The sequence below is a fragment of the Bacillus cereus genome (genome assembly GCF_015071065.1).
In the GTDB taxonomy this organism is placed as follows: domain Bacteria; phylum Bacillota; class Bacilli; order Bacillales; family Bacillaceae_G; genus Bacillus_A; species Bacillus_A cereus_BA.
In genome coordinates this window covers 555880-579208 of sequence record NZ_VOVA01000001.1, presented here as the reverse complement: position 1 = coordinate 579208, position 23329 = coordinate 555880, and the positions used below count along the sequence as shown (strand labels likewise).

Below are 23329 nucleotides of genomic sequence, written 5' to 3'. Positions count from 1 at the left end.
CTATACATGGCTGTAGAAAATATCACAATGCCTCAGCTCGGGGAGAGCGTTACAGAGGGTACAATTAGCAAATGGCTCGTTAATGTTGGCGATCACGTAAATAAATATGATCCGCTTGCAGAAGTAATGACTGACAAAGTAAATGCAGAAGTACCATCTTCTTTCACTGGTATTGTGAAAGAGTTAATCGCTGGTGAAGGTGATACGTTAGCTGTAGGTGAAGTTGTTTGTGTCATTCAAGTAGAAGGTGCAGATGAAGTAGCTGCAACAGCTGTAGAGGAAAAAACGAAAGAAGAATCAAAGACAGAAGTAACTGCGCCTGAAAAAGCACCGAAAGCGAAACAACCAACTGATGGAAAACCACGTTTTTCACCAGCTGTGTTAAAACTTGCGAGTGAGCATAATGTTGATTTAGATCTAGTAGAAGGTACAGGATCAAATGGCCGTATTACTCGTAAAGATATTTTAAAGCTAGTGGAATCTGGAAATATTCCGCAAGCAGGTGCGAAGAAAGAGGAAGTTGTTGCAGTAGCAGAGCGTCCAGAAGCACCAAAATCAGTGGCAGTAGCACCGGTAGCGCAAAAAGTAGAAGCTGCAAAACCAATTTCTGTGCCGACAATGCCTGGAGATATCGAGATTCCGGTAACAGGTGTGCGTAAAGCAATTGCAGCAAATATGTTACGCAGTAAACACGAGGCACCTCATGCTTGGATGATGATTGAAGTAGATGTGACAAACCTTGTGTCATACCGTAACTCAATTAAAGGCGATTTCAAAAAGCGTGAAGGCTTTAACTTAACGTTCTTTGCTTTCTTCGTAAAAGCAGTAGCACAAGCGTTAAAAGAATATCCTCAAATTAACTCAATGTGGGCTGGCGATAAAATCGTTCAGAAGAAAGACATTAACCTTTCTATCGCTGTTGCAACAGAGGAAGAACTATTTGTACCAGTAATTAAGCAAGCGGACGAAAAAACAATTAAAGGTATCGCTCGCGAAATTACAGAACTTGCAGGAAAAGTACGCACGAAATCATTAAAAGCTGATGAAATGCAAGGCGGAACATTTACAATTAATAACACAGGATCATTCGGTTCTGTTCAATCTATGGGTATTATTAATTACCCACAAGCGGCTATTTTACAAGTAGAATCAATTGTAAAACGCCCAGTAATTATGGATAACGGTATGTTCGGTGCACGTGATATGGTTAACTTATGTTTATCACTTGATCACCGTGTGCTTGACGGTTTAATTTGTGGTAAGTTCTTAGGACGTGTAAAAGAAATTTTAGAAAACATGTCAGAAAATAATACATCTGTATATTAATAAAGAGCTCGCTTATGCGAGCTTTTTATCATCTTATTTCTTCATTTGCATCCTACAATATGTACAAACCTTTCCCATTAATCTTACAATGAATAATCATGTATAAGGAATTTGCGAAAATACATTGCTGATATATGGTATATAGATATAAAATAAGAAAAGAATAATTTTTTTGGCAAATCTTACTGACGAAACTGTAGTATAATATATTGTATTGTATGAAAAAGAGAGTTATTCTATATTAGTGTTTTATAGATAATGTGTAATCAGTCGTCAAAACATGAAGAGTGTTGACTCCTGGTTTTTTATTTTGCCGTACCAATGTTTCAGGAGGATGTCATGAAAAGAAGTACCGAGTTTCTAAAAAGCTTAGATGTAAAATTAATTTTAATTTTGTTTGCACTATGTGTTACGAGTATAGCCGCTATATATAGCAGTCAGCAAACTGGACAATATGGAGCTGAAAATTTTGCTTTGAAACAAGGGGTTAACTATATAATTGGGATTGTAATGTTGCTTCTTGTTGCAAGTGTTGATTCAGATCAGCTACAAAAATTATCATGGCCATTGTATATTGCAACGTTTTTGTCAATTATTCTACTGAAAATATTACCGGTTTCAACCTTGACACCGGAGATACTAGGAGCAAAAAGATGGTTTAGATTTCCACTAATTGGATCTATTCAACCGTCGGAGTTTTTCAAAATTGCACTGGTTATGTTAGTAGCAAATTTAGCAGTAAAGCATAATGCACAGTATATGGTTCGAACATTTAAAACAGACTTAACATTAGTAGGAAAGGTTATGCTAGTATCTATTCCTCCTACGGCAGTTGTATATAGCCAACCAGATACAGGTATGGTGTTCTTATATGCCGCTGCTATTGCGTGTATTTTATTTATGTCTGGGATTCAAAAGAAGTTGATTGCGTTATGTACAGTCATTCCGGTGACCATATTATCTACGTTAATATTTATTTACGTAAAATATCCAGATTTCTTCTTTAATAAATTAGTTACTTTGTTAAAACCTCACCAACAATCACGAATTTTAGGTTGGTTAGATCCATTTGAACATACAGATCAAGGCTATCAAACACAGCAATCGATTTTAGCTGTAGGTAGTGGAGGTATGGAAGGGAAAGGATTCGGTGAAGGGAACGTCTATATTCCAGAGAAACACACTGACTTTATTTTCGCTACGATCGCTGAAGAAGGTGGATTTATAGTAGCAGCACTAGTTGTGTTCTTGTTCCTGTTACTACTTTATCGAACAATTATTATTGGTTATTCTGCTGATAATTTATTTGGTACATTATTATGTGCTGGATCAATAGGAATACTAACGGTTCAAATATTCCAAAACATCGGTATGATTGTTGGATTAATGCCTGTAAAAGGTATTGCATTACCATTCCTATCGTATGGAGGAAGTTCCTTATTCTCGAATATGATTATGATGGGGCTCATATTGTCCGTACGGAAAACGTATAAAAAATATATGTTTTCAGTTAAATAAAAAAGCTAGTTCGTGTAAAAACGAACTAGCTTTTTTACATATATGCTCGTAAACGTTGCAAACTAAAACAAAATTGTAGTTTGCAACGTTTAAGGAGTGCAAAGTTATGCATATGCACATTTTTGAAGGAGCACGGCATCTTTCTATTGGTGAATGGGTTATCCGAGCGATTATAGCTTATATATTTTTAATTCTTGTTGCGAAAGCGATGGGACAAAGGTCTATTGCGCAACTAAGATTTTTAGACGTTGTACTAGTGTTATTATTAGGGGGAAATATTTCTAACGCATTATCAGATGAAAAGGTCGGATTACTCGGTTCAATGATTACAACGTTCATACTCGTTGTACTTCATATTATAAGCTCTGTTTTAATGTTGAAGTGGGATAGATGGAGACGTTTTTTAGAGCCAGCACCTATCATTCTTATACATAATGGTTCCATTGATTTTAGTAATTTAAAAAAAGCGAGAATTACGGTGGAATATTTATTTTCGGAACTTCGCATGCGAAATGTGAGCGATATTCAAACGATTAAATTAGCATTATGGGAAGCAAGTGGTGTTGTTTCTATATTTCAGTATCCAGAATATGAAGCAGTTTCTCGGCTTGATCTTAAAGTGGCGGGAAAAAAAGCTCCCGTTGCTTTTATTTTAGTGAAGGATGGAAGAATACAGCAGGACGTTCTCGCTTTATTAGGAAAAACAGAAGAGTGGGCGAAAGAGTTTTTAGAGAAGAGTGCGGAAATCGAATCCATAATGTTAGCTACAGTAGATGAAACACATAAAATAAATATTTTGTTAAAAAAATGAAAAATATACGCATTTTGTCGTTCCATACATATGATAAAATAGTGTGGACAACGAAAAAAGAGTATTAAACAGTAATCAAAAAAGTAACCCATCATAGACATATGTATAAAAATGTAATTATGAACGAGTATATGTTGAAAGAATTTTTGGAAATGATTCACATGTCTATTGAAACATTGAAAAGATAGGATAATCTAGGTGTTTTAACTGCTTATCGAAATCAAAAAGATAAATGAAAAACAATCTACACAAGAAGAACTTGTTCAAGATTTGCTATCTATCATTCATGTATGTATGTAGTCGGAGGATAAAGAGATATGAGAAGAGCATATTGTATAGAGATAAAACCGACAAATGAACAAATTATCAAGATCAATCAAACAATTGGAGTGTGTAGGTACGTTTACAATCTGTATCTCTCCAAAAACAAAGAGATGTATGAATCAGAGGGAAAGTTTTTGAGTGGATATGACTTTTCTAAATGGCTAAACAATGTCTATACAAAAGAATGTAGCCAATGGATTAAAAAGGTATCTAGTAAAGCGGTAAAACAGGCAATTATGAATGGAGATAAAGCTTTTAAAAGATTTTTTCAGGGTTTATCTGGATTTCCACGTTATAAGAAAAAGAAGAATCAAGATGTGAAATGCTATTTTCCTAAAAATAACAAAACAGATTGGACAGTAGAAAGACATAGAGTAAAAGTCCCAACGATTGGTTGGATGAGGTTAAAAGAATATGGGTATATCCCCAAAAACGCGATTGTAAAAAGTGGAACGATAGGTAAAAGAGCAGGAAGATATTTTGTATCTGTGCTTTGCGAATTGGAAGAAACAGAAACGAAGCCAACTCTCAAGCAAACAGGTGTAGGGATTGATTTAGGGGTGAAGGATTTCGCTATACGTAGCGACGGTATCGTTCATGAAAACATTAACAAAACAATAAAAGTAAAAAAGATAGAAAAACGGTTAAAACGTGAGCAACGTTCTTTATCGCGTAAATTTAAAAATATAAAAAAGAGAGGTGAACAATCTGTTACTAAAAAAAGAGCGAATATAGATAAAAATATTATTAGGGTGCAAAAACTACATGCGCGACTAGTAAATATTCGATTAGCGTATGTAAAGTCTATTGTAAATGATGTGGTGAAAACCAAGCCAACGTTTATTACAGTGGAAGATTTGAATGTGAAAGGTATGGTGAGGAATAAACATCTATCTAAAGCAGTTGCTGAGCAGTGCTTTTATACATTTAAAACATGGTTATTGACGAAGTGTGAGGAATATGGAATTGAACTACGTCAAGTAGACAGGTTCTATCCATCGTCAAAGCTATGCTCATGCTGTGGTCAAAAGAAAGTAGACTTAAAGCTATCCGACCGAGTATATACATGTGACTGTGGAAATGTAATGGATAGAGATTTGAACGCGTCAATCAACCTTTTACAAGCAAAAAAATATACAATACTAATGTAAATAGATTGTATATATGTACGGTGGGCTACATCGGAATTTACGCCTGTGGAGTGTTAGATCAAACTGTAGTAGCGAGTTAGCGGCGAGACAGGACACATAGAAGCAGGAATACTCTAAGAATATACATTTGTCTATATTTTTTGTAGCAGGCGATACGATGGGATATGTAGAAGAATTACGAAAAATAGTTGGTCATCGCCCTTTAATTTTAGTTGGTGCTGTTGTACTCGTTATAAATGAACATGGAGATGTATTATTGCAACAACGAACAGAACCGTACGGAAAATGGGGGCTGCCTGGCGGGCTAATGGAGCTTGGTGAATCACCAGAAGAAACAGCTTACCGTGAAGTATACGAAGAGACAGGAATAGAAGTAAAGAATTTGCGATTAATCAATGTATTTTCTGGAGCGAACTATTTTACAAAATTAACAAACGGTGATGAGTTTCAATCCGTAACGACAGCCTATTATACCGATGAATACGAAGGGGATTTTGTTATGAATAAAGAAGAAGCGGTTCAGCTTAAATTCTTCCCGGTAACAGAGCTACCTGATTATATTGTAGGATCGCATAAAAAAATGATTGTGGAATATATGAAAATTATGGAAAAAAAGATATAATAGTAGTGGAAGAAATACAAAAACACAGCTCTGGTTGGTAGTCCAGACGCATGATTTTATGTCAGTAACCTTCCCCTCCGGGATGTCCAGTATTTCTAATTTTTTTAAGGAGGGGCTGTCAATGGAGTTGACAGTATATCATGATGGTCAATTTTTTGTGGGAATTATTACTCGCAAAGAAAAAGGGAAATTGTTTGGAGCAAGGTATATTTTTGGGACGGAACCATCAGATGAAGAAGTATTTATATTTGTAAATGGTTCAATGTTAGCGTATTTCCAGCACTTTGCAAGATTTGGTGTGGAGATTAAAGAAAAACAGCGCCCGAAAAATATTAAGCGTATCATACGGCAAGCCGGCAAAGAAGTAAATGAAAAACGTTATACAAAAGCGCAAGAGGCAATTAGTTTATCTTACGAGTTGTATAAACAAGAAAAGCGAGTGCAATCTAAAGAGAAACGAGAAGCTGAAAAGGAAAGAAGACGTTTAATAAAAGTACAAAAGGCAAAGCAAAAACATCGAGGGCATTAAGAAAAGGTGTTAGAGCAAGAGCTCTAACACCTTTTCTATGCTGAAATACAAGTAAACTTACTTGTATTCTCTAAACATTAACTGGTAAGATACAAATAGGTAGAATTAGAGGAGGGAAAAGATTGATTAACTTTAACTTTTTTATGAATGATGTTGTCCGCCAAGCGCGTGAAGAGATTGTCTCTGCGGGATATACAGAATTGACGACACCAGAAGCAGTCGAAGAAGCATTTAAAAGAAATGGTACAACACTTGTAATGGTAAACTCTGTATGTGGTTGTGCAGGTGGCATTGCTCGTCCTGCTGCTGCACATTCCGTACATTATGATAAACGTCCTAACCATCTAGTAACAGTATTTGCAGGTCAAGATAAAGAAGCAACAGCAAGAGCTCGTGAATATTTTGAAGGATATCCACCTTCATCTCCATCATTTGCATTATTAAAAGATGGGAAAATTGTAACAATGGTAGAACGTCATGAAATTGAAGGTCATGAACCAATGCAAGTCATTGCAAAACTACAATCTTACTTCCAAGATAATTGCGAAGAACTATAAGGAAGAGAAAAGGCGGTACGTCCACGATCAAGTGGGTGTACCGCCTTTTTTTATTTAGTGTTTAAAATAATTAAACATGCATGAGGTTTTTATTTTATGCATGTTTTTATGCATATACAATGGCTTTAACATTGTTTTTATATTTATTTTTATTTTAAATATTGCATAAAAATGAAAGTGCTGATACAATACAAACATCGAATAAATATTCTATTTAACTTTTAAATATACATTATTAGGGGGAAGAAAGATGAAGAAGTTATTATCAATATCATTTGCACTTATTTTAATAGTAAGTATGTTCAGTGCTTGTAGTAATGGGGAAGACAAGGCGAGTAGCAAAAATAAAAAGGTACTTGTAATGGGAACTTCAGCGGATTATAAACCTTATGAATATGTAGAAGCATCAAAGAGTGATGAAGTTATCGGCTTTGATGTCGATATTGCAAAATATATCGGAAAAGAACTTGGATATGAAGTGAAAGTGAAAGATATGGATTTTGGAGGATTATTAGCATCTCTTAACTCAGGAAAAGTTGATTTCGTTATGGCAGGTATGACGCCAACTGCAGAGCGTAAAAATAATGCTGATTTTACAGATATTTATTTTGTTGCTAAAAATATGATTGTTTCAAAAAAGGGCTCTAATATTAAAACATTAGAAGATTTAAAAGGTAAAAAAGTAGGGGTACAAACAGGATCAATCCAAGAAAAAAAAGCAGAAGAATTAAAAAAACAAGTCGATTTCAAAGCTGAGGGACGTGACCGTATACCAGAAATCGTACAAGAAATTAAAGCTGGTCGTTTTGACGCTGCAATTATAGAAGACACAGTTGCAAAAAATTATTTAGAAAAAATGAAAGAACTACAAGGAATTGAAATTCAAGAAGCACCAGAAGAAGTAGGTGCAGCAATTGCTCTTCCGAAAAACAGTGATAAAACAGAAGAATTTAATAAAGTAATTAAGAAAATGCAAGAAAATGGAGAAATGGATAAATTAGTGAAGAAATGGTTTGGCAGCGGAAAATAAGCTGCCTTTCACTTTTCTGTGAGGGGAATGAAAAGGATGAATCTAGATTTTTCGGCAATTACGCCTTCAATACCATATATATTAAAGGGCTTAGAAGTTACATTGAAAATTGTAGCTGCATCAGCTTTGGCAGGATTTATTTTAGGGACGTTATTAGCGCTTTGCAAAATTGCTAGAATACGAGTACTAAACATCGCAGCAGATATTTATACGTCAATATTTCGTGGCACACCGCTTGTATTGCAATTAATGATTATTTATTTCGGTGTTCCGCAAATGATTGGATATGAGATACCAGCCTTTTTAGCAGCTGTACTTGCATTTAGCTTAAATTCAGGTGCATATATGTCAGAAGTAATTCGCGCCGGCATTCAAGCGGTCGATAAAGGACAAACAGAAGCAGCAATGGCTTTAGGTATTCCGTACAGTAAAATGATGAGAAATATTATTTTTCCTCAAGCTTTAAAAAATATATTACCAGCGCTCGTGAATGAGTTTGCGACACTTACGAAAGAGTCGGCTGTAGTAACTGTAATAGGTGCGACTGATTTAATGCGCCGTGCTTATATTGTAGGCGGTGAAACATTTAAATATCTTGAGCCATTACTGTTTGTTGGACTTATTTATTATATATTAGTAATTATTCTTACATTAGTCGGAAAGGCAATTGAAGGGAGAATGAAGAAAAGTGATTAAAATTGACAACCTTCATAAATCATTTGGAAAAAATGAAGTATTAAAAGGAATTACAACAACGATTGAAAAAGGAGAAGTTGTTGCAATTATCGGACCATCTGGATCTGGAAAGTCAACGTTTTTACGCTGTATGAATGTACTAGAAGCACCGACAGTTGGTCACATTTGGATTGGAACGGAAGAAGTAACGAATCCGAAAACAAATATTATGCACGTTCGTGAAAATGTCGGAATGGTATTTCAACATTTTCACTTATTCCCTCATATGACTGTATTAGAAAATATTACGTATGCTCCTATCAATGTAAAAGGAGTAACGAAGCAAGAGGCTGAAAAAAAAGCTGAGAAACTTCTAGAAAAAGTGGGGTTATTAGATAAGAAAGATGCATATCCAAATCGCCTTTCAGGTGGACAAAAGCAACGTGTAGCAATTGCAAGAGCGTTAGCGATGGAACCGGAAGTTATGTTATTTGATGAACCGACCTCTGCGCTAGATCCAGAAATGGTGAAAGAAGTGTTAGAAGTTATGAAATCATTAGTTACGACAGGAATGACGATGGCAATCGTTACACATGAAATGGGATTTGCAAAAGAAGTAGCAGACCGCGTTCTCTTTTTAGATGGTGGAAAGCTCGTAGAAGATAGTAATCCGGAAGAGTTTTTTACAGCACCAAAAAGTGAACGTGCAAAAGAATTTTTGCAAAAAATATTGTAATATGAAAAGGTTATGTGAATAATAAGTAGAAAAGGATGACATTGTGTCATCCTTTTCTTATACTAACTGTAAATACGTTTATACATATAGGAGCAAATGATATGTTTAAAATTGGATACCGTACAGTGAAAACAGCAATAGGGACAGGCGCGGCAGTTTTTATTGCTCAGTTATTAGGATTAGAATTTTATAGTTCGGCAGGTATTTTAGTTATATTATGTGTGCAAAATACGAAGCGTAAATCGCTCCAAGTATCGATACATCGTTTTTTAGCTTGTGTATTATCGATGGTATTCGCGTTTTGTATTTTTGAAACAATTGGCTATACACCACTTGCAATTAGCATATTATTACTTACATTTATTCCAACTGCAGTTATGTTGAAAATTCAAGAAGGTATTGTCACGAGTTCAGTTATTGTTATGCATCTATATTCATTGAAACACATTACATGGCTTATAGTTGGAAATGAAATTGCTATATTAACGATAGGGATCAGTGTGGCGTTATTAGTGAACATGTATATGCCAAGTAGTGAAAATAAGCTAAGAGAGTATCGGGATAAAATAGAAAGTAATTTTAAAACAATTTTGTTTGAAATGGTTGTGTATTTACGAAACCGAGAAAGTAGTTGGAGTGGGGCAGAACTCATTGAAACCGAGCATATGCTAAATGAAGCAAGAGATTTATCTTTTAAGAAACTTGAGAATGCATTTATGCGCGAAGATGATTATTACTATCGTTATTTTAATATGCGCATGCAACAATTCGAAATTTTAGAGCGGATGATACCATTAGCAGCTTCTTTATCGTGGACATATGAACAAGCTGACATGATTGCGGATGTTGTTGAGAACATTGGGAATGCGATTAGCCCTGAAAGCACGGGAGCTATTTCCTTAAGGCAGCTTCAAGAAATGAGAGAGTTATTTAGAGAAATGCCGTTACCAGTCACGCGTGAAGAATTTGAAATACGTGCGAAACTTGTTCAACTTGTGTATGAAATGGAGCAATATTTACTCATTAAAAGTCGCTTTAAGGGAAAGGATAATATAAAAGAACTTATATAGAAGGTAGGAATTATTTATGCCGTATCTTCTCTCTTTCATATTATGTTTTTCTTTATCTCCGATTTGGCCTCTTGGTGATAATCCACGTGCCGGAGATCCTTTCATTATTGTAAATAAAGCGACGAATAAACTAGCTTACATTGACGATGGGAAGATTCAAAAGGTTTTTCCTGTAGCGACAGGAAAAACGAATGAATTAACCCCAGAAGGAACTTTTGATATTGTAATGAAAGCGAAGGATCCGTACTATATTGCAAAGGATATTCCAGGCGGATCGCCCAAAAATCCACTTGGATCAAGGTGGATAGGATTTAATGCAAGAGGAACTGATGGGAGTAAATATGGAATACACGGAACAAACCAACCGAGTTCAATTGGAAAATATATTTCACAAGGGTGTATAAGAATGAAGAAAAACGATGTGGAGTATTTATTTGATCGTATCCCAATTGGAACGAAAGTGTGGATTGTGAAGTCAAAAAAAACATTTCAGCAATTGGCAAAAGAAAAAGGCGCCATTGCATATGAAAAAGCCAACGCAAAGGTTGGCTTTTTTCTTTTCTATAAGTTGTCTTGACATGTGTACATAACCATGCGTTAATGAGAATATATAAAGATAATTGAGTAAAGGGGTTGCTCATATGTATTTAAATCCAAAAATTTCTTACATGCAGTTTTGTGTTGGTTTTCTATTTGTTATTACATTCATATTGGCAACTTTTAATATATTTTCTTACGTTGTAGCGATTGTATTTATGGCATTACTCAATCTTACTTTTGTTATTGGGGCATTTCAGCAGAAACAATATACAAGTTTTGTAATAGCACTTGTAATGGCCTTTTCCTTTAGCATTGTAGCAATTGTAATATATATAAAATAAAATGTTCATTATAAAATAGACTATCTCGATTTCGAGATGGTCTATTTTATATGTGTAAGCAGTAAAAAAAGGACGAGTGAATCGTCCTTTTTACCAAAACATACTTGCGCCAGTAAGTAATGTTGTTACAAGCATAGAAATTAGCATTATATAAACCATAATTTTTTGACCTTTTTTATGCATCGTTAAACCTCCTTGCAAATCAGTACACCTTCATTGTAACGAGAAATGAAACTGTGGACAAGGGGAGAGAAATGACAAATTTCGAGAAGTGTGTGTAAAGTATAACAGGAAATTTGTGTGTGCGTAGAGAATATATTAGAAGACAGAGTGCAAGTTTTTTTGTTATGCAAGCTGAAGAATGGAGATACGATGATGAAAATATACGAAACGGATCGCTTACATTTAAGGGAAATTGATGAGTCGTATGCGGAAAAAATTCTTCAATATTACGACAGAAATCGTGAGTTTTTAAAAGCGTGGGAAGAGTATAGACCAGATGGTTTTTTCACGTTAGACTATCAACAGAAAAGGTTACAAAAGGATAGAAGAGAGTTTGCGGAAGGTAAAATCATCAGGCTATGGATTTTTAAAAAGGGTGATGATACGAAAATTATTGGGTGTATTTCATTTAATCTAATTGTTCGCGGAATTTATCAATCTTGTGTACTTGGTTATAAATTAGATAAGGAAGAATTGAATAAAGGTTACACAACAGAAGCGCTTAGAAAAGCAATTCAAGTTACCTTTGAAGAATTTCATTTACATCGTATAGAAGCACCAATTATGCCGCGTAATTTAGCCTCTATACAAGTAGTGACGAAGATAGGATTTCAATATGAAGGTGTATCTCGAAAAATGCTAATGGTAAATGGTGTTTGGGAAGATCATATGCGCTGGGTATTGTTAAATGAGTAATAGAAAGCAGATGGGTATCTAGATGTGAAAACCATCTGTTTTTTGTCTTGAATTTCGAAACTTTTGCGAAATTCTGTTATAATTAATGTTGTTACATACATAATGGTAGTGCAGGAGGCGCAGTCTTATGATTAATCAAGAACGTTTAGTAAATGAATTTATGGAGTTAGTACAAGTAGATTCTGAAACAAAATTTGAAGCAGAAATTTGCAAAGTGTTAACAGAGAAATTTACTGCTTTAGGTGTAGAAGTATTTGAGGATGACACGATGGGTGTGACTGGTCATGGTGCAGGTAACTTAATTTGTACTTTACCAGCAACAAAAGATGGTGTTGATACAATTTACTTTACTTCTCATATGGATACAGTAGTTCCTGGTAATGGAATTAAGCCTTCTATTAAAGATGGATATATCGTATCAGATGGTACTACAATTTTAGGTGCGGATGATAAAGCAGGATTAGCATCAATGTTCGAAGCAATTCGTGTGTTAAAAGAGAAAAACATCCCTCATGGTAAAATTGAATTTATTATTACAGTTGGAGAAGAATCTGGCCTTGTTGGTGCAAAAGCATTAGACCGTGAGCGTATTACAGCGAAATATGGTTACGCATTAGATAGCGATGGAAAAGTTGGTGAAATCGTTGTTGCAGCTCCAACACAAGCGAAAGTGAACGCAATTATTCGCGGGAAAACAGCTCACGCTGGTGTAGCACCAGAAAAAGGTGTATCTGCAATCACTATTGCAGCGAAAGCAATTGCGAAGATGCCACTTGGTCGTATTGATTCTGAAACGACTGCAAATATTGGACGTTTTGAAGGTGGTACACAAACAAATATCGTTTGCGATCATGTACAAATCTTTGCAGAGGCTCGTTCTTTAATCAATGAGAAAATGGAAGTACAAGTTGCAAAAATGAAAGAAGCATTTGAAACAACTGCAAAAGAAATGGGTGGTCATGCAGACGTTGAAGTAAACGTTATGTATCCAGGATTTAAGTTTGCTGCTGGCGATCACGTTGTAGAAGTTGCAAAACGTGCAGCTGAAAACATCGGTCGTACGCCTTCTCTTCACCAAAGTGGTGGCGGAAGTGATGCGAATGTAATCGCAGGACATGGTATCCCAACAGTTAACTTAGCAGTTGGGTATGAAGATATTCATACAACAAACGAGAAGATTCCTGTTGAAGAATTAGCAAAAACAGCAGAATTAGTTGTAGCTATTATCGAAGAAGTAGCGAAGTAAGTAATAAAGTCAAAAAGACGTGTGAACCAATTATGGTTTACACGTCTTTTTTTATTTTGATTCAAGTGCTTTCACAAGGCGGATAAGCCAGTATAAGAAAATCCATGGCAGTATATAAGTGGTTGCGATGCTCAGTAAACGAGGGAGGAGTCCAGTGGCGTTAATACTAAAAATTGGAAGTAACAAATAATTAATTAAGATGATTAATATAATAATGAGAAATGTATAGTTGAGTTTACTATTTGATTTCATAATAAGTCACCCCTTTTACAATAATATCCATACTTCGTATCAAGTATAGCAAAAATAAGGATAAAAAGAATAAGTAAATTATTATATTGTACATGAATTTGATATAATAAAGGAACGGATGTTCTTTGGAGGAGATGAGTATTATGCGAGAAATGTATCCGAAAAATGGTCGTGTTATTTTACATGTAGATATGAATTGTTTTTTCGCATCTGTTGAAATTGCTCATGATCCATCATTACAAGGAAAGCCATTAGCGGTTGCTGGAAATGAAAAAGAGAGAAAAGGAATTATTATAACGTGTAGTTATGAGGCGAGAGCATATGGAATACGTACGACAATGCCTCTTTGGGAAGCGAAAAGGTTATGCCCACAATTAGTTGTAAGGCGTCCTAATTTTACATTATATCGCGAAGCTTCATTTCAAATGTTTCAAATACTTTCCCGTTTTACAGAAAAAATACAACCAGTTTCTATAGATGAAGGGTATTTAGATATTACAGATTGCTATGCGCTCGGCTCGCCTCCTGAAATAGCGAAGATGATTCAACAAGCGTTATTAACAGAGTTACAGCTTCCATGTAGCATTGGAATCGCTCCAAATCTTTTCCTAGCAAAGACTGCTTCAGATATGAAAAAACCTCTTGGTATTACAGTACTTCGAAAACGTGATATCCCAGAAATTATTTGGCCACGATCAGTTGCAGAGATGCATGGAATCGGAGAGAAAACAGCTGAAAAACTAAAAGACATTCATATACATACAATTGAACAGTTAGCAAAAGGGGACGAGCATATCATTCGCGCTAAAATTGGAAAGCACGGTGTTGATTTACAAAAACGTGCAAAAGGTATGGATGACAGGGAAGTTGATCCGAATCAAATGGGACAACATAAAAGCGTTGGAAATTCGATGACTTTCGCAAAGGATATGGACGAAGAAAAAGAATTACTTGATATGTTAGAAAGATTATCGAAATCTGTAAGCAAAAGGCTACAAAAACGAACTCTCGTTAGTTATAACATTCAAATTATGATTAAATACCATGATCGTCGCGCAGTAACACGGAGTAAACAATTGAAAAATGCAATTTGGGAAGAACGGGTTATTTTCCAAGCGGCATCCCGTTTATGGAAGCAACACTGGGATGGTGATGCTGTTCGTCTGTTAGGTGTTACAGCTACTGAATTAGAGTGGAAGACAGAATCGGTGAAACAGTTAGATTTGTTTTCATTTGAAGAAGATGCGAAAAAAGAACCGCTACTTGCTGTCATTGATCAAATTAATGATAAGTATGGAACGCCTCTTTTACAGAGAGGTAGTCAACTACTACGTAAGCAAGAGAAATCGTTTCAACAAAAGTTAGAAAATAAGTTTATGTAGAAGGTGTCATGAATGTAAACCCTTCTTTTTTTAAATGGAAGAGGGAATCCGCCATGCGTAGAAGCGGTCAGATCCTTTTTCGGCTCCATGCCAAGTTAAAACAAAAAGATCAAACGAGTATGGATTACTTCAAGTTATTCCTAGCGGTAGCTAATAACTTGAAAATAAAAAATGGATGTATGTAGAAGGTGTCATGAATATAAACCCTTTCTTGTTAGGTGGAAGAGAGCATCCAGTAGTTGCTTATAAGGTGAAACCTAAAAAATGGATTTATACCATGACACTTTTTGTATTTAACCTGCCTCTAAATCTAATGAAGTTTTCCAGCCTGCAGCAGTAACGCCAGATTCTAATAACATTCTACTTACTATCTTTTCAATCAAGACAGCTGCATTTGTCTTGCAATGTAATGTAGCTTGTATACATACTTTTTGATTAGGATTAACATCTTCACTATACAATTCTTTTAAACCGAGACCTTCTGAACTTACCATGTGCATGAGTAAGAAACGAATATGTGCTTCATTTTCTTCTGAACAAGTAAGAGAAAGGAAGTAGTTTGTTTGTTCAGGTGATTCCTCTTTTGATTTTTTATTCATAAAGAGAGCGATTGGGCGAAGTAGTATATTTGTTAGTAAAACGCCGGCTGCACCTAATATAGCTGCAACGAGAAAACCAGCGCCTGTAAGAGTACCGACAGCAGCTGCGCACCATAAAGTTGCTGCTGTATTTAACCCCCTAATACTAAAACCGTCACGAATAATAACACCGCCTCCTAAAAAGCCAATACCACTAACAACTTGAGCGGCGATGCGTGATGGACTAGCATCATGATCAAGCATGACGGATAATAAAACAAATATACAGGCGCCAAGTGATACGAGAGCATTTGTCCGCAAACCAGCCATTCGATGTCTCCATTGTCTTTCCATTCCGATGCAAGCACCTACAATAATTGCTATCAATAATCTTAATACAATGTCATACCATACCATCATGGTCACCTCCATACATATAAGTACGTGTTATGGTTTTTAAGAATGAGTGGGGAGTACCCACTCATTCTCATCTTTATAACCAGCTATGAAACTTTTTAATATAAACTTTTTTCAGGAATTGTGTTAAGAAAGCATAACCTAATAATATTCCTACTAACCAAGGGAAGTAGCTTAGTGGTAATGCTTGTAAACCAATTGCTGCACCAAGTGGTGAGAATGGAATATAAATTCCGATTGCCATAATACAAGCGGTTAATAAAAGAACTGGTATTGATGCTGTACTTTGAATGAACGGAATTTTCTGTGTTCTAATCATATGGACAATTAATGTTTGAGTTAGTAACCCAACGACAAACCAACCAGATTGGAATAGTGATTGTTCTCCAGGTGTATTTGCACCGAATACATTCCACATGACAACGAATGTGATAATATCGAATATAGAGCTAATTGGACCGATGCAAATAATGAAGTTACGCAAGTTTGCAGTATCCCATTTTCTAGGCTTCTCTAAAAATTCCTTATCCATTTTATCCCATGGAATTGAAAGCTGTGAAATATCATAAAGTAAGTTTTGAATTAATAGATGAATGGCAAGCATCGGTAAGAATGGAATGAAAGCACTTGCCACTAATACACTAAATACATTTCCAAAGTTAGAGCTAGCTGTCATTTTTATATATTTTAAAATATTGCCGAACGTAGTGCGTCCTTCTAAAATACCTGCTTCTAATATAGTTAAACTTTTTTCTAGTAGAATAATATCGGAAGATTCTTTTGCAATGTCAGTAGCAGTATCAACAGATATTCCAACATCAGCATCACGTAGTGCAACGGCATCGTTAATACCATCCCCCATATAACCTACAGTATGACCATTACCTTGCAATACGCGAATGATGCGGGACTTTTGCATTGGATTTAGTTTTGCGAAAACTGTTGTTTCTTCTGCAAGTTTTGCTAATGCTTTATCTGGTAAAGAATCAATTTCGTAACCGAGGACAGGCTCACCTATATTTAATCCCACTTCTTTACAAACTTTTCTTGTAACAATTTCATTATCGCCCGTTAAGATTTTCACTTGTACGCCGTGTTTATGCAATGCTTGAATTGCAGAAGTAGCAGATGGTTTAGGCGGATCTAAAAAGCCGATATATCCAGTAAGAATCATAGCGGATTCATCTTGTACTGCATAAGTTCTATGATAAGATTTGTTATCTTTCTTGTATGCTACAGCAATGACACGCATTCCTTCACTGTTTAAAGTTTCGCTAAGATGTTTTACATTTGCTCTCATTTCTTCAGTAAGAGGGACAAGTTGCCCATCCACTTCAGTGTAATTACAAATTGATAAAATTTCTTCTACGGCGCCTTTACAAACCATTGTATGGTCACCTGAAATATCTTTCACGATAACAGACATGCGACGGCGAGCGAAATCGAATGGAATTTCATCTAGCTTTTGAAAAGCTGATGGATCAAATTTATGGTTTTCCTCTGTATGTTCAATGACAGCTTTATCTATTAAATTTTTCAATCCAGTTTGATAGAAGCTATTTAAATATGCAAATTGTAAGACACGATTGCATTCATTTCCATTAGGATCTAAATGACGAACAAGGACGACTTTATCTTCTGTTAAAGTTCCAGTTTTATCCGTGCAAAGGATGTTCATAGCACCTAAGTTTTGAATTGAGTTTAGCTGTTTTACAATTACTTTTTGTTTAGACATGTTCACGGCGCCTTTAGCTAAATTAGCAGTTACAATCATTGGTAACATTTCAGGTGTAAGACCAACTGCAACGGCAATAGCAAAGAAGAAAGCCTCTTGCCAATCTCCTTTTGTGAATCCATTAATGAGAAGGACAATGGGCGTCATAATAAGCATGAATGTAATTAAGAGCCAACTTACTTTGTTTACGCCTTTATCAAAGCTTGTTTCTGCACGTTTTCCGATAACCTTTTTTGCTAAAGAGCCGAAATACGTATCGGTACTTGTTGAAACAACAACAGCTTTTGCGCTACCGCTAACAATATTTGTACCCATAAAGCAAAGGTTTTCCATATCGAGCGGATTGTAATTTTTTTTCATGTTTTTCGGTAATATATGTTTATTTTCCGTATGGTAGCAGTTCTCGTATTTTTCTACAGGAAGTGCTTCCCCTGTTAAAGAAGATTGATTAACAAATAAATCTTTAGCGGATAAAATACGCACATCAGCTGGCACGATATCACCAGCTGAAAGCGAAATAATATCGCCAGGTACAAGTTCTTCAATTGGAATTTCTGCTGTGTAATTTCGATTTAAATTTGTTACGTTTTTTGTTTCGTGTACAAATCCATCTATTCTAAAGACACTAGCAGTTGTTCGAACCATAGCCTTTAACTTATCTGCCGCTTTCTGAGAGCGAAATTCTTGTAGAAAGCGAATCGTTGCACTTAGCAGCACCATTACAGATACGACAATTGTTCCTTGTATGTCATCTGTGAAAAAAGAGAGTGCTCCAAGAGCTAACAAAACAAAGATAAATGGGTTTTTAAATGCTAACAAAAATTGAATGTACCATGGCGATGTTTTATTATGAGCAATTTCGTTCGGGCCATATAAAGAAAGTCTATGAGACGCTTCTTGTTTAGAGAGTCCATTTTGTGTTGTTTCTAGAAGTTTTAACACAGAGTTTACATCCTGTGTTGCAACTTCCACTAATAATTCGTTATTTGCTTTCATGCTATCTTGATCGTAAGCATGCTTCGTTTCTTGTCTTTGTAAATTTAACATCGGTAGTTCCTCCTCTTTCATGAAGGAGGAAACAATCTGTTACTCGATTATTTAAAATTGGGAGGAACAGCTTCTTTCCTACCTACATGATGAAATATAAATGTAAAACATATGGGTATCTGGGCCGAATCATCACTTGCCACTGTTCCTCACCTCCGTACAATTTAATAGTTTCTGAATATGCTATGTTTGTTTCATAGTAAGGTGCATACAGACGTAAAAAGACCTTTACTCACAACGAGCAAAGGTCTGAATTCGCAGTCAAAAAGAGTCAACAACAAAGACTGTTATTAAACATAGATAAAAACAGTTTTTGTGTATGACAAAACATACGCACCTCTCCCTCGTTGAGTTTTAGCACTGTATAGCATAGGTACTGAAACCAGCTACGTTAAGAAAGGCCTTCATTCCGACCTTTCCTGTTGACCCATTGGCGTCTCTCGACATTTTTGGGCAGCAGCGTTTCTCTATACAGGAGCCTCACCTAACAGAGACCATATTCAATTACACGTTGAATATTAGCATTGTAAATTTGTAGTGTCAATATCTTTTTTATCTGTTTTTTGAAAAGTTAAATAGATTCGTGATGACTATATAGTATGAAATAAGATGTGTTTTTTTCTAAATAAGGTGGGAAAATAATTTAATGAATATAAATAAAAAGCACTGATTATACAGTGCTTTTATTATAGATTATGAGATTGTAGCATTTTCAAAAATAACAATCTCTGAGCTATTTGTTGTTGAAACGCGTTGTGCGTAATATGTTAAAGCTGAAGAAATATATGTTGGTAACGTCTCATTTGTATGTGATGTTGTATATTCATGAATTAATTCTTTTAAAGTCGTCCACTCTAGTTGTGCTGGGTGATCAGAAACGAAAGAACTTACCCAGCGATCAAATGAAGATGAAAAATCAGTTTGTAAACGAAATACTTCTTTCATAATAAAACGCTCCCTTTATGTGTGATATAGTTATATTACTACAAAACACGAACGATTGTTAAGTTTTTTATTTTTAATGTTCGTGTTATATAGTTGTCTAGATGATTGGTTATGTAAATTCAATTTGCCAATTGAAATAACATTCCGTAAGATGAAAGATAGATTATATAAAGAGCTGGAGGAAAGAAAGTGGAATTTGTATTTTTAGGAACTGGTGCAGGTGTTCCTTCAAAAGGAAGGAACGTTTCAGCAATTGCCTTACAATTGTTAGAAGAACGAGGACAGACTTGGTTATTTGACTGTGGCGAGGCGACGCAACATCAAATACTACATACGTCTGTACGTCCACGCCGCATTGAAAAAATATTTATTACGCATTTACATGGCGATCATATTTTTGGATTGCCAGGTTTATTGGGTAGCCGTTCGTTTCAAGGTGGAACAACAAAGTTAACAGTGTACGGACCAAAAGGAATTAAACAATTTATTGAAGTGGCATTATCAGTAAGTACGACACATGTGAAATATCCACTTGAAATCGTTGAGATAACAGAAGAAGGTACTGTATTTGAAGATAATGAGTTTTATGTCGAAACGAAAAAATTGTCACATGGCATTGAGTGTTTTGGATATCGTATTGTAGAGAAAGATATACAAGGTGTTCTTTTAGTCGATAAATTGCTGGAAATGGGTGTGAAACCAGGTCCAATCTTTAAGCGTTTAAAAGATGGAGAAGTAGTTGAATTAGAGAATGGTACGATATTAAATGGAAAAGATTTTATCGGCCCACCTCAAAAGGGAAGAATTATTACCATCTTAGGTGATACACGATATTGCGAAGCGAGTAGAGAGCTTGCGCAAGACGCTGATGTACTTGTTCATGAAGCCACTTTTGCGGCAGAAGATGAACAACAAGCGTATGATTATTTTCATTCCACATCTAAGCAAGCTGCGAGCATTGCACTTCAGGCAAATGCCAAACGATTAATATTGACTCATATTAGTTCTCGTTATCAAGGAGATACATATAAGGAATTATTGAAAGAAGCAAAAGAATTATTTCCTAATACAGAAATTGCAATGGATTTAAAAGTATTTCCAGTAGAAAAATAATATTTTCCAGGAAGAATGGTAACTTATGTTTACCATTTTTTTATTTCTAAAAAAATTTAGTGATAAACTGTTATCATTTTATATTTACAATTGGATAACACAGAAATTTTTAATGGCTCGAATATATAGGATGAAAATAAGAAATATCGATTATTTAGAAAAACTGTTATATAAGAACGTATATATACATGTAATACAAATAGAGGGAATGGAATTTTATTCAGAAATTTTAAAATTCAACAAAAGTAAGCGTTTTATAAAAAACAAGATATAATGAGGGCACATTATAATTTATCATAATTTACATCATGCGTGTTAGCCATTTTTTGTAACAAACGAAATTGACTAAACAGTGAGAGAGCAACATGGAAGATTATTAAAAGAAAGATATTACGATTATTTGTACTATATCTTGTTTCACTCTTTAGTTTTAAAGCGCCAAACGGTATGAAAGCAATAGGAGCTTTAGCAAGTGTAGCCGTTGCAAGTTTCTTAGTTGAAGCTTTTCAATTATACGTTGGTGGAGATTTAATTGGTATACCATTCTTTAAAAGAAGTCGGAAAATCAGTAGGTAGTCTAAGCTGAGTAGCGGGTGCAACTTTAGTTGCATTAGCAATGGGTGTATCACCTGTTTATGCTATGCTTGTAGGGGCTTCTGTGTTAAACTTTGGATTGCTACCAGGATTTATTGCTGGTTATCTTATATCATTTTAAATGAAAGTAATGCTATATTTCTTATGTACTATGGTATCTGGTATTATTTCAAGATATATTGATTCACTTTTATTCAAAAACTATCCAATTCGTACAGCGGAACAGATTCGTGGTACAACTGGAAAAGCAACAGATGCGGCAGCTTAATAAAATAGTAGAATAAATTTTTTCATAGAGGTTTAGGGGGAGTTATAATGAAGTATCGCTCAGTGTTTGATATTATTGGTCCAGTTATGATTGGTCCATCAAGCTCACATACAGCAGGCGCGGCAAGAATGGGGCAAGTTGCTCGCCAGCTGTTTCGTCATGAACCAGAGAGAGTTAGCATTTCATTATATGGTTCATTTGCAAAAACATACCGTGGTCACGGTACGGATGTAGCGCTAATCGGTGGAATACTAGGATTTGAAACAGATGATTTACGTATTCCAAGTGCGTTAGATATTGCAAAAGAACGCGGGATTGAAGTGGAATTCATTGAAGAAGATGCAAATGCTCCGCATCCAAATACAGCGAAAATTCGTCTGTATAAAGGTGAAGAGGAAATTGAAGTTGTTGCTTGCTCAATTGGTGGCGGTAAAATTGAAGTTGTAGAATTAAACGGATTTGATCTTCAATTAACAGGCACGAGTCCAGCACTACTTATTGTAAATAACGATCGCTTTGGTGCTATCGCAGCTGTAGCTTCAATCCTTGCTAAGCATGAGATTAACATTAGTACAATGAGTGTTTCTCGTAAAGAAAAAGGAAGAAGAGCGCTTATGGTCATTGAAACAGATGAATTATTAGCAGATGAAGTAATCGCGGAAATAAATGGGCAACAAAATATTTGTCAAGTAACTATTATGGATTAATTGCAGGGGGGACACACCATGTTTCGGAACGCAGCGGAACTAGTGGCGCAAGCTAAAGAGCAAAATGTAAAAATCGCAGAAATTATGATTCAATGTGAAATGAAGACAAGAAGTATATCACGGGAAGAAGTAATTGCTGGAATGGAAAAGAACTTAGTCGTGATGGAACAAGCAGTAGAACGCGGTATTCGTGGTGTAAAATCACCGACTGGTTTAACTGGCGGCGATGCCGTGAAAGTTCGAGCGTATATGCAGAGTGGAAAAGGCTTATCTGGAGATACAATTTTGGACGCAGTGAGTAAAGCTGTCGCAACAAATGAAGTAAACGCGGCGATGGGAATCATTTGTGCAACACCAACAGCAGGATCTGCTGGAACAGTGCCAGGTGTACTCTTTGCACTGCAAGAAAAATTACAGCCGACACGCGAAGAAATGATTGAATTTTTATTTACAGCAGGAGCTTTCGGTATGGTTGTTGCGAATAATGCTTGTATTTCCGGCGCGGCAGGAGGTTGCCAAGCTGAAGTAGGTTCAGCAAGTGGAATGGCAGCAGCAGCAGCAGTTGAGATGGCTGGTGGAACACAAGATCAAGCTGCTACAGCGATGGCGATTTCATTAAAGAATATGCTTGGTTTAGTATGTGATCCTGTTGCAGGTCTTGTAGAAGTACCTTGTGTAAAACGTAATGCAGCAGGAGCTGCGAATGCCATGATTTCAGCTGATTTATCATTAGCTGGTGTAACTAGTACAATTCCATGTGATGAAGTCATTGAGGCGATGTTTAGAATTGGACAAACGATGCCAGTAGCACTTCGTGAAACAGCAGAAGGTGGACTTGCAGCAACACCAACAGGTCGTCGTCTGCAAGAAGAGATTTTTGGTAAGAGTAATAACTAA

Annotated in this window: 25 protein-coding genes, 1 pseudogene and 1 riboswitch; of the genes and pseudogenes, 21 read left to right on the top strand and 5 right to left on the bottom strand. The window is 35.7% G+C overall.

Going from position 1 to position 23329, the window contains the following annotated elements:
* The first annotated feature begins 6 nt into the window (after nt 1-6).
* The 13 genes from FT637_RS02980 (at nt 7) to FT637_RS02920 (ending at nt 11230) form a co-directional block, all read left to right on the top strand.
* A complete protein-coding gene (locus FT637_RS02980; RefSeq protein ID WP_193645073.1) occupies nt 7-1326 on the top strand; it encodes a dihydrolipoamide acetyltransferase family protein in 1320 nt (439 codons plus the stop codon).
* Nucleotides 1327-1665: 339 nt separating this feature from the next.
* Nucleotides 1666-2844, top strand: coding sequence for an FtsW/RodA/SpoVE family cell cycle protein (locus FT637_RS02975; RefSeq protein ID WP_193645072.1), 1179 nt, complete (start codon nt 1666-1668; stop codon nt 2842-2844).
* Nucleotides 2845-2950: 106 nt separating this feature from the next.
* Complete coding sequence (locus tag FT637_RS02970) at nt 2951-3655, top strand: DUF421 domain-containing protein (protein ID WP_193645071.1); 705 nt, start codon at nt 2951-2953, stop codon at nt 3653-3655.
* A gap of 317 nt (nt 3656-3972) precedes the next feature.
* Nucleotides 3973-5130, top strand: coding sequence for an RNA-guided endonuclease InsQ/TnpB family protein (locus tag FT637_RS02965; protein WP_193645070.1), 1158 nt, complete (start codon nt 3973-3975; stop codon nt 5128-5130).
* Nucleotides 5131-5287: 157 nt separating this feature from the next.
* The gene (locus FT637_RS02960; RefSeq protein WP_193645517.1) at nt 5288-5752 is read left to right on the top strand and encodes an NUDIX hydrolase; all 465 of its coding nucleotides are present in this window, start codon (nt 5288-5290) and stop codon (nt 5750-5752) included.
* Nucleotides 5753-5873: 121 nt separating this feature from the next.
* Nucleotides 5874-6281, top strand: a complete 408-nt coding sequence (locus FT637_RS02955; protein ID WP_193645069.1) for a YjdF family protein — start codon at nt 5874-5876, stop codon at nt 6279-6281.
* Nucleotides 6282-6424: 143 nt separating this feature from the next.
* A complete protein-coding gene (locus tag FT637_RS02950; RefSeq protein ID WP_193645516.1) occupies nt 6425-6838 on the top strand; it encodes a BrxA/BrxB family bacilliredoxin in 414 nt (137 codons plus the stop codon).
* A 250-nt stretch (nt 6839-7088) separates the two neighbouring features.
* Nucleotides 7089-7868 carry a transporter substrate-binding domain-containing protein gene (locus FT637_RS02945; RefSeq protein WP_193645068.1) on the top strand — a complete coding sequence of 260 codons (780 nt, stop codon included), beginning with the start codon at nt 7089-7091 and terminating at the stop codon, nt 7866-7868.
* A 36-nt stretch (nt 7869-7904) separates the two neighbouring features.
* On the top strand, nt 7905-8564 hold the full coding sequence (locus FT637_RS02940; RefSeq protein WP_002160560.1) for an amino acid ABC transporter permease: 660 nt from the start codon (nt 7905-7907) through the stop codon (nt 8562-8564).
* Nucleotides 8557-9279: an amino acid ABC transporter ATP-binding protein gene (locus FT637_RS02935; RefSeq protein WP_193645067.1), complete on the top strand. Its 723-nt coding sequence runs from the start codon at nt 8557-8559 to the stop codon at nt 9277-9279. Before FT637_RS02940 ends, FT637_RS02935 begins: the two co-directional genes overlap by 8 nt.
* Before the next feature lie 101 nt (nt 9280-9380).
* Nucleotides 9381-10349, top strand: a complete 969-nt coding sequence (locus FT637_RS02930; RefSeq protein WP_193645066.1) for an aromatic acid exporter family protein — start codon at nt 9381-9383, stop codon at nt 10347-10349.
* 16 nt (nt 10350-10365) lie between these two features.
* On the top strand, nt 10366-10926 hold the full coding sequence (locus FT637_RS02925) for a L,D-transpeptidase (protein WP_193645065.1): 561 nt from the start codon (nt 10366-10368) through the stop codon (nt 10924-10926).
* 64 nt (nt 10927-10990) lie between these two features.
* On the top strand, nt 10991-11230 hold the full coding sequence (locus tag FT637_RS02920; protein WP_193645064.1) for a DUF3894 domain-containing protein: 240 nt from the start codon (nt 10991-10993) through the stop codon (nt 11228-11230).
* A 90-nt stretch (nt 11231-11320) separates the two neighbouring features.
* On the opposite strand, the gene prli42 is transcribed toward FT637_RS02920, so the two are convergent.
* A complete protein-coding gene (gene prli42 / locus FT637_RS02915) occupies nt 11321-11413 on the bottom strand; it encodes a stressosome-associated protein Prli42 (protein ID WP_193645063.1) in 93 nt (30 codons plus the stop codon).
* Nucleotides 11414-11602: 189 nt separating this feature from the next.
* Between prli42 and FT637_RS02910 the strand changes: the two genes are divergently transcribed.
* Nucleotides 11603-12148, top strand: coding sequence for a GNAT family N-acetyltransferase (locus FT637_RS02910; protein ID WP_193645062.1), 546 nt, complete (start codon nt 11603-11605; stop codon nt 12146-12148).
* 127 nt (nt 12149-12275) lie between these two features.
* Nucleotides 12276-13394: a tripeptidase T gene (locus FT637_RS02905; RefSeq protein WP_193645061.1), complete on the top strand. Its 1119-nt coding sequence runs from the start codon at nt 12276-12278 to the stop codon at nt 13392-13394.
* Nucleotides 13395-13445: 51 nt separating this feature from the next.
* Here the strand turns inward: FT637_RS02905 and FT637_RS02900 are convergent, their stop codons facing one another.
* Nucleotides 13446-13646: a hypothetical protein gene (locus FT637_RS02900; RefSeq protein ID WP_193645060.1), complete on the bottom strand. Its 201-nt coding sequence runs from the start codon at nt 13644-13646 to the stop codon at nt 13446-13448.
* Nucleotides 13647-13789: 143 nt separating this feature from the next.
* On the opposite strand from FT637_RS02900, the gene FT637_RS02895 reads away from it, so the two are divergent.
* Nucleotides 13790-15028 carry a DNA polymerase IV gene (locus tag FT637_RS02895; protein WP_193645059.1) on the top strand — a complete coding sequence of 413 codons (1239 nt, stop codon included), beginning with the start codon at nt 13790-13792 and terminating at the stop codon, nt 15026-15028.
* Between the two features lie 293 nt (nt 15029-15321).
* Here the strand turns inward: FT637_RS02895 and FT637_RS02890 are convergent, their stop codons facing one another.
* The 3 genes from FT637_RS02890 to FT637_RS02880 all read right to left on the bottom strand — a co-directional run bounded on the left by FT637_RS02890 (nt 15322) and on the right by FT637_RS02880 (nt 19750).
* Entirely contained in the window at nt 15322-16023 is a 702-nt protein-coding gene (locus FT637_RS02890; RefSeq protein ID WP_193645058.1) for an MgtC/SapB family protein, read from the bottom strand.
* A 76-nt stretch (nt 16024-16099) separates the two neighbouring features.
* Nucleotides 16100-18805, bottom strand: coding sequence for a magnesium-translocating P-type ATPase (mgtA, locus tag FT637_RS02885; protein ID WP_193645057.1), 2706 nt, complete (start codon nt 18803-18805; stop codon nt 16100-16102).
* A gap of 333 nt (nt 18806-19138) precedes the next feature.
* Nucleotides 19139-19304, bottom strand: a riboswitch (M-box (ykoK) riboswitch).
* A gap of 194 nt (nt 19305-19498) precedes the next feature.
* Nucleotides 19499-19750 carry a DUF3932 family protein gene (locus tag FT637_RS02880; RefSeq protein WP_002145851.1) on the bottom strand — a complete coding sequence of 84 codons (252 nt, stop codon included), beginning with the start codon at nt 19748-19750 and terminating at the stop codon, nt 19499-19501.
* Between the two features lie 189 nt (nt 19751-19939).
* Here FT637_RS02880 and rnz point away from each other — a divergent pair, with 189 nt between their 5' ends.
* From rnz to sdaAA, 5 genes and pseudogenes are all read left to right on the top strand, one after another.
* On the top strand, nt 19940-20863 hold the full coding sequence (gene rnz / locus FT637_RS02875) for a ribonuclease Z (RefSeq protein WP_193645056.1): 924 nt from the start codon (nt 19940-19942) through the stop codon (nt 20861-20863).
* A 372-nt stretch (nt 20864-21235) separates the two neighbouring features.
* Nucleotides 21236-21575, top strand: a pseudogene (locus FT637_RS30540) (PTS sugar transporter subunit IIC); the annotation flags it as partial.
* 3 nt (nt 21576-21578) lie between these two features.
* Nucleotides 21579-21725 (top strand): hypothetical protein, encoded by a 147-nt coding sequence (locus tag FT637_RS02865; protein ID WP_193645055.1) that lies wholly within the window; start codon nt 21579-21581, stop codon nt 21723-21725.
* A gap of 47 nt (nt 21726-21772) precedes the next feature.
* Nucleotides 21773-22432: an L-serine ammonia-lyase, iron-sulfur-dependent subunit beta gene (sdaAB, locus tag FT637_RS02860; RefSeq protein WP_002088527.1), complete on the top strand. Its 660-nt coding sequence runs from the start codon at nt 21773-21775 to the stop codon at nt 22430-22432.
* Nucleotides 22433-22450: 18 nt separating this feature from the next.
* Entirely contained in the window at nt 22451-23329 is an 879-nt protein-coding gene (gene sdaAA, locus FT637_RS02855) for an L-serine ammonia-lyase, iron-sulfur-dependent, subunit alpha (protein ID WP_193645054.1), read from the top strand.

Coding starts and splice junctions, on each gene's coding strand:
- FT637_RS02925 (WP_193645065.1), top strand. CDS start 10,366: ATGCCGTATCTTCTCTCTTTCATATTATGTTTTTCTTTATCTCCGATT.
- FT637_RS02910 (WP_193645062.1), top strand. CDS start 11,603: ATGATGAAAATATACGAAACGGATCGCTTACATTTAAGGGAAATTGAT.
- FT637_RS02965 (WP_193645070.1), top strand. CDS start 3,973: ATGAGAAGAGCATATTGTATAGAGATAAAACCGACAAATGAACAAATT.
- mgtA (WP_193645057.1), bottom strand. CDS start 18,805: ATGTTAAATTTACAAAGACAAGAAACGAAGCATGCTTACGATCAAGAT.
- FT637_RS02980 (WP_193645073.1), top strand. CDS start 7: ATGGCTGTAGAAAATATCACAATGCCTCAGCTCGGGGAGAGCGTTACA.
- FT637_RS02895 (WP_193645059.1), top strand. CDS start 13,790: ATGCGAGAAATGTATCCGAAAAATGGTCGTGTTATTTTACATGTAGAT.
- FT637_RS02930 (WP_193645066.1), top strand. CDS start 9,381: ATGTTTAAAATTGGATACCGTACAGTGAAAACAGCAATAGGGACAGGC.
- FT637_RS02900 (WP_193645060.1), bottom strand. CDS start 13,646: ATGAAATCAAATAGTAAACTCAACTATACATTTCTCATTATTATATTA.
- FT637_RS02945 (WP_193645068.1), top strand. CDS start 7,089: ATGAAGAAGTTATTATCAATATCATTTGCACTTATTTTAATAGTAAGT.
- FT637_RS02970 (WP_193645071.1), top strand. CDS start 2,951: ATGCATATGCACATTTTTGAAGGAGCACGGCATCTTTCTATTGGTGAA.
- FT637_RS02960 (WP_193645517.1), top strand. CDS start 5,288: ATGGGATATGTAGAAGAATTACGAAAAATAGTTGGTCATCGCCCTTTA.
- sdaAB (WP_002088527.1), top strand. CDS start 21,773: ATGAAGTATCGCTCAGTGTTTGATATTATTGGTCCAGTTATGATTGGT.
- FT637_RS02940 (WP_002160560.1), top strand. CDS start 7,905: ATGAATCTAGATTTTTCGGCAATTACGCCTTCAATACCATATATATTA.
- FT637_RS02890 (WP_193645058.1), bottom strand. CDS start 16,023: ATGGTATGGTATGACATTGTATTAAGATTATTGATAGCAATTATTGTA.
- FT637_RS02865 (WP_193645055.1), top strand. CDS start 21,579: ATGAAAGTAATGCTATATTTCTTATGTACTATGGTATCTGGTATTATT.
- FT637_RS02880 (WP_002145851.1), bottom strand. CDS start 19,750: ATGAAAGAAGTATTTCGTTTACAAACTGATTTTTCATCTTCATTTGAT.
- FT637_RS02905 (WP_193645061.1), top strand. CDS start 12,276: ATGATTAATCAAGAACGTTTAGTAAATGAATTTATGGAGTTAGTACAA.
- prli42 (WP_193645063.1), bottom strand. CDS start 11,413: ATGCATAAAAAAGGTCAAAAAATTATGGTTTATATAATGCTAATTTCT.
- FT637_RS02975 (WP_193645072.1), top strand. CDS start 1,666: ATGAAAAGAAGTACCGAGTTTCTAAAAAGCTTAGATGTAAAATTAATT.
- FT637_RS02920 (WP_193645064.1), top strand. CDS start 10,991: ATGTATTTAAATCCAAAAATTTCTTACATGCAGTTTTGTGTTGGTTTT.
- FT637_RS02955 (WP_193645069.1), top strand. CDS start 5,874: ATGGAGTTGACAGTATATCATGATGGTCAATTTTTTGTGGGAATTATT.
- FT637_RS02950 (WP_193645516.1), top strand. CDS start 6,425: ATGAATGATGTTGTCCGCCAAGCGCGTGAAGAGATTGTCTCTGCGGGA.
- sdaAA (WP_193645054.1), top strand. CDS start 22,451: ATGTTTCGGAACGCAGCGGAACTAGTGGCGCAAGCTAAAGAGCAAAAT.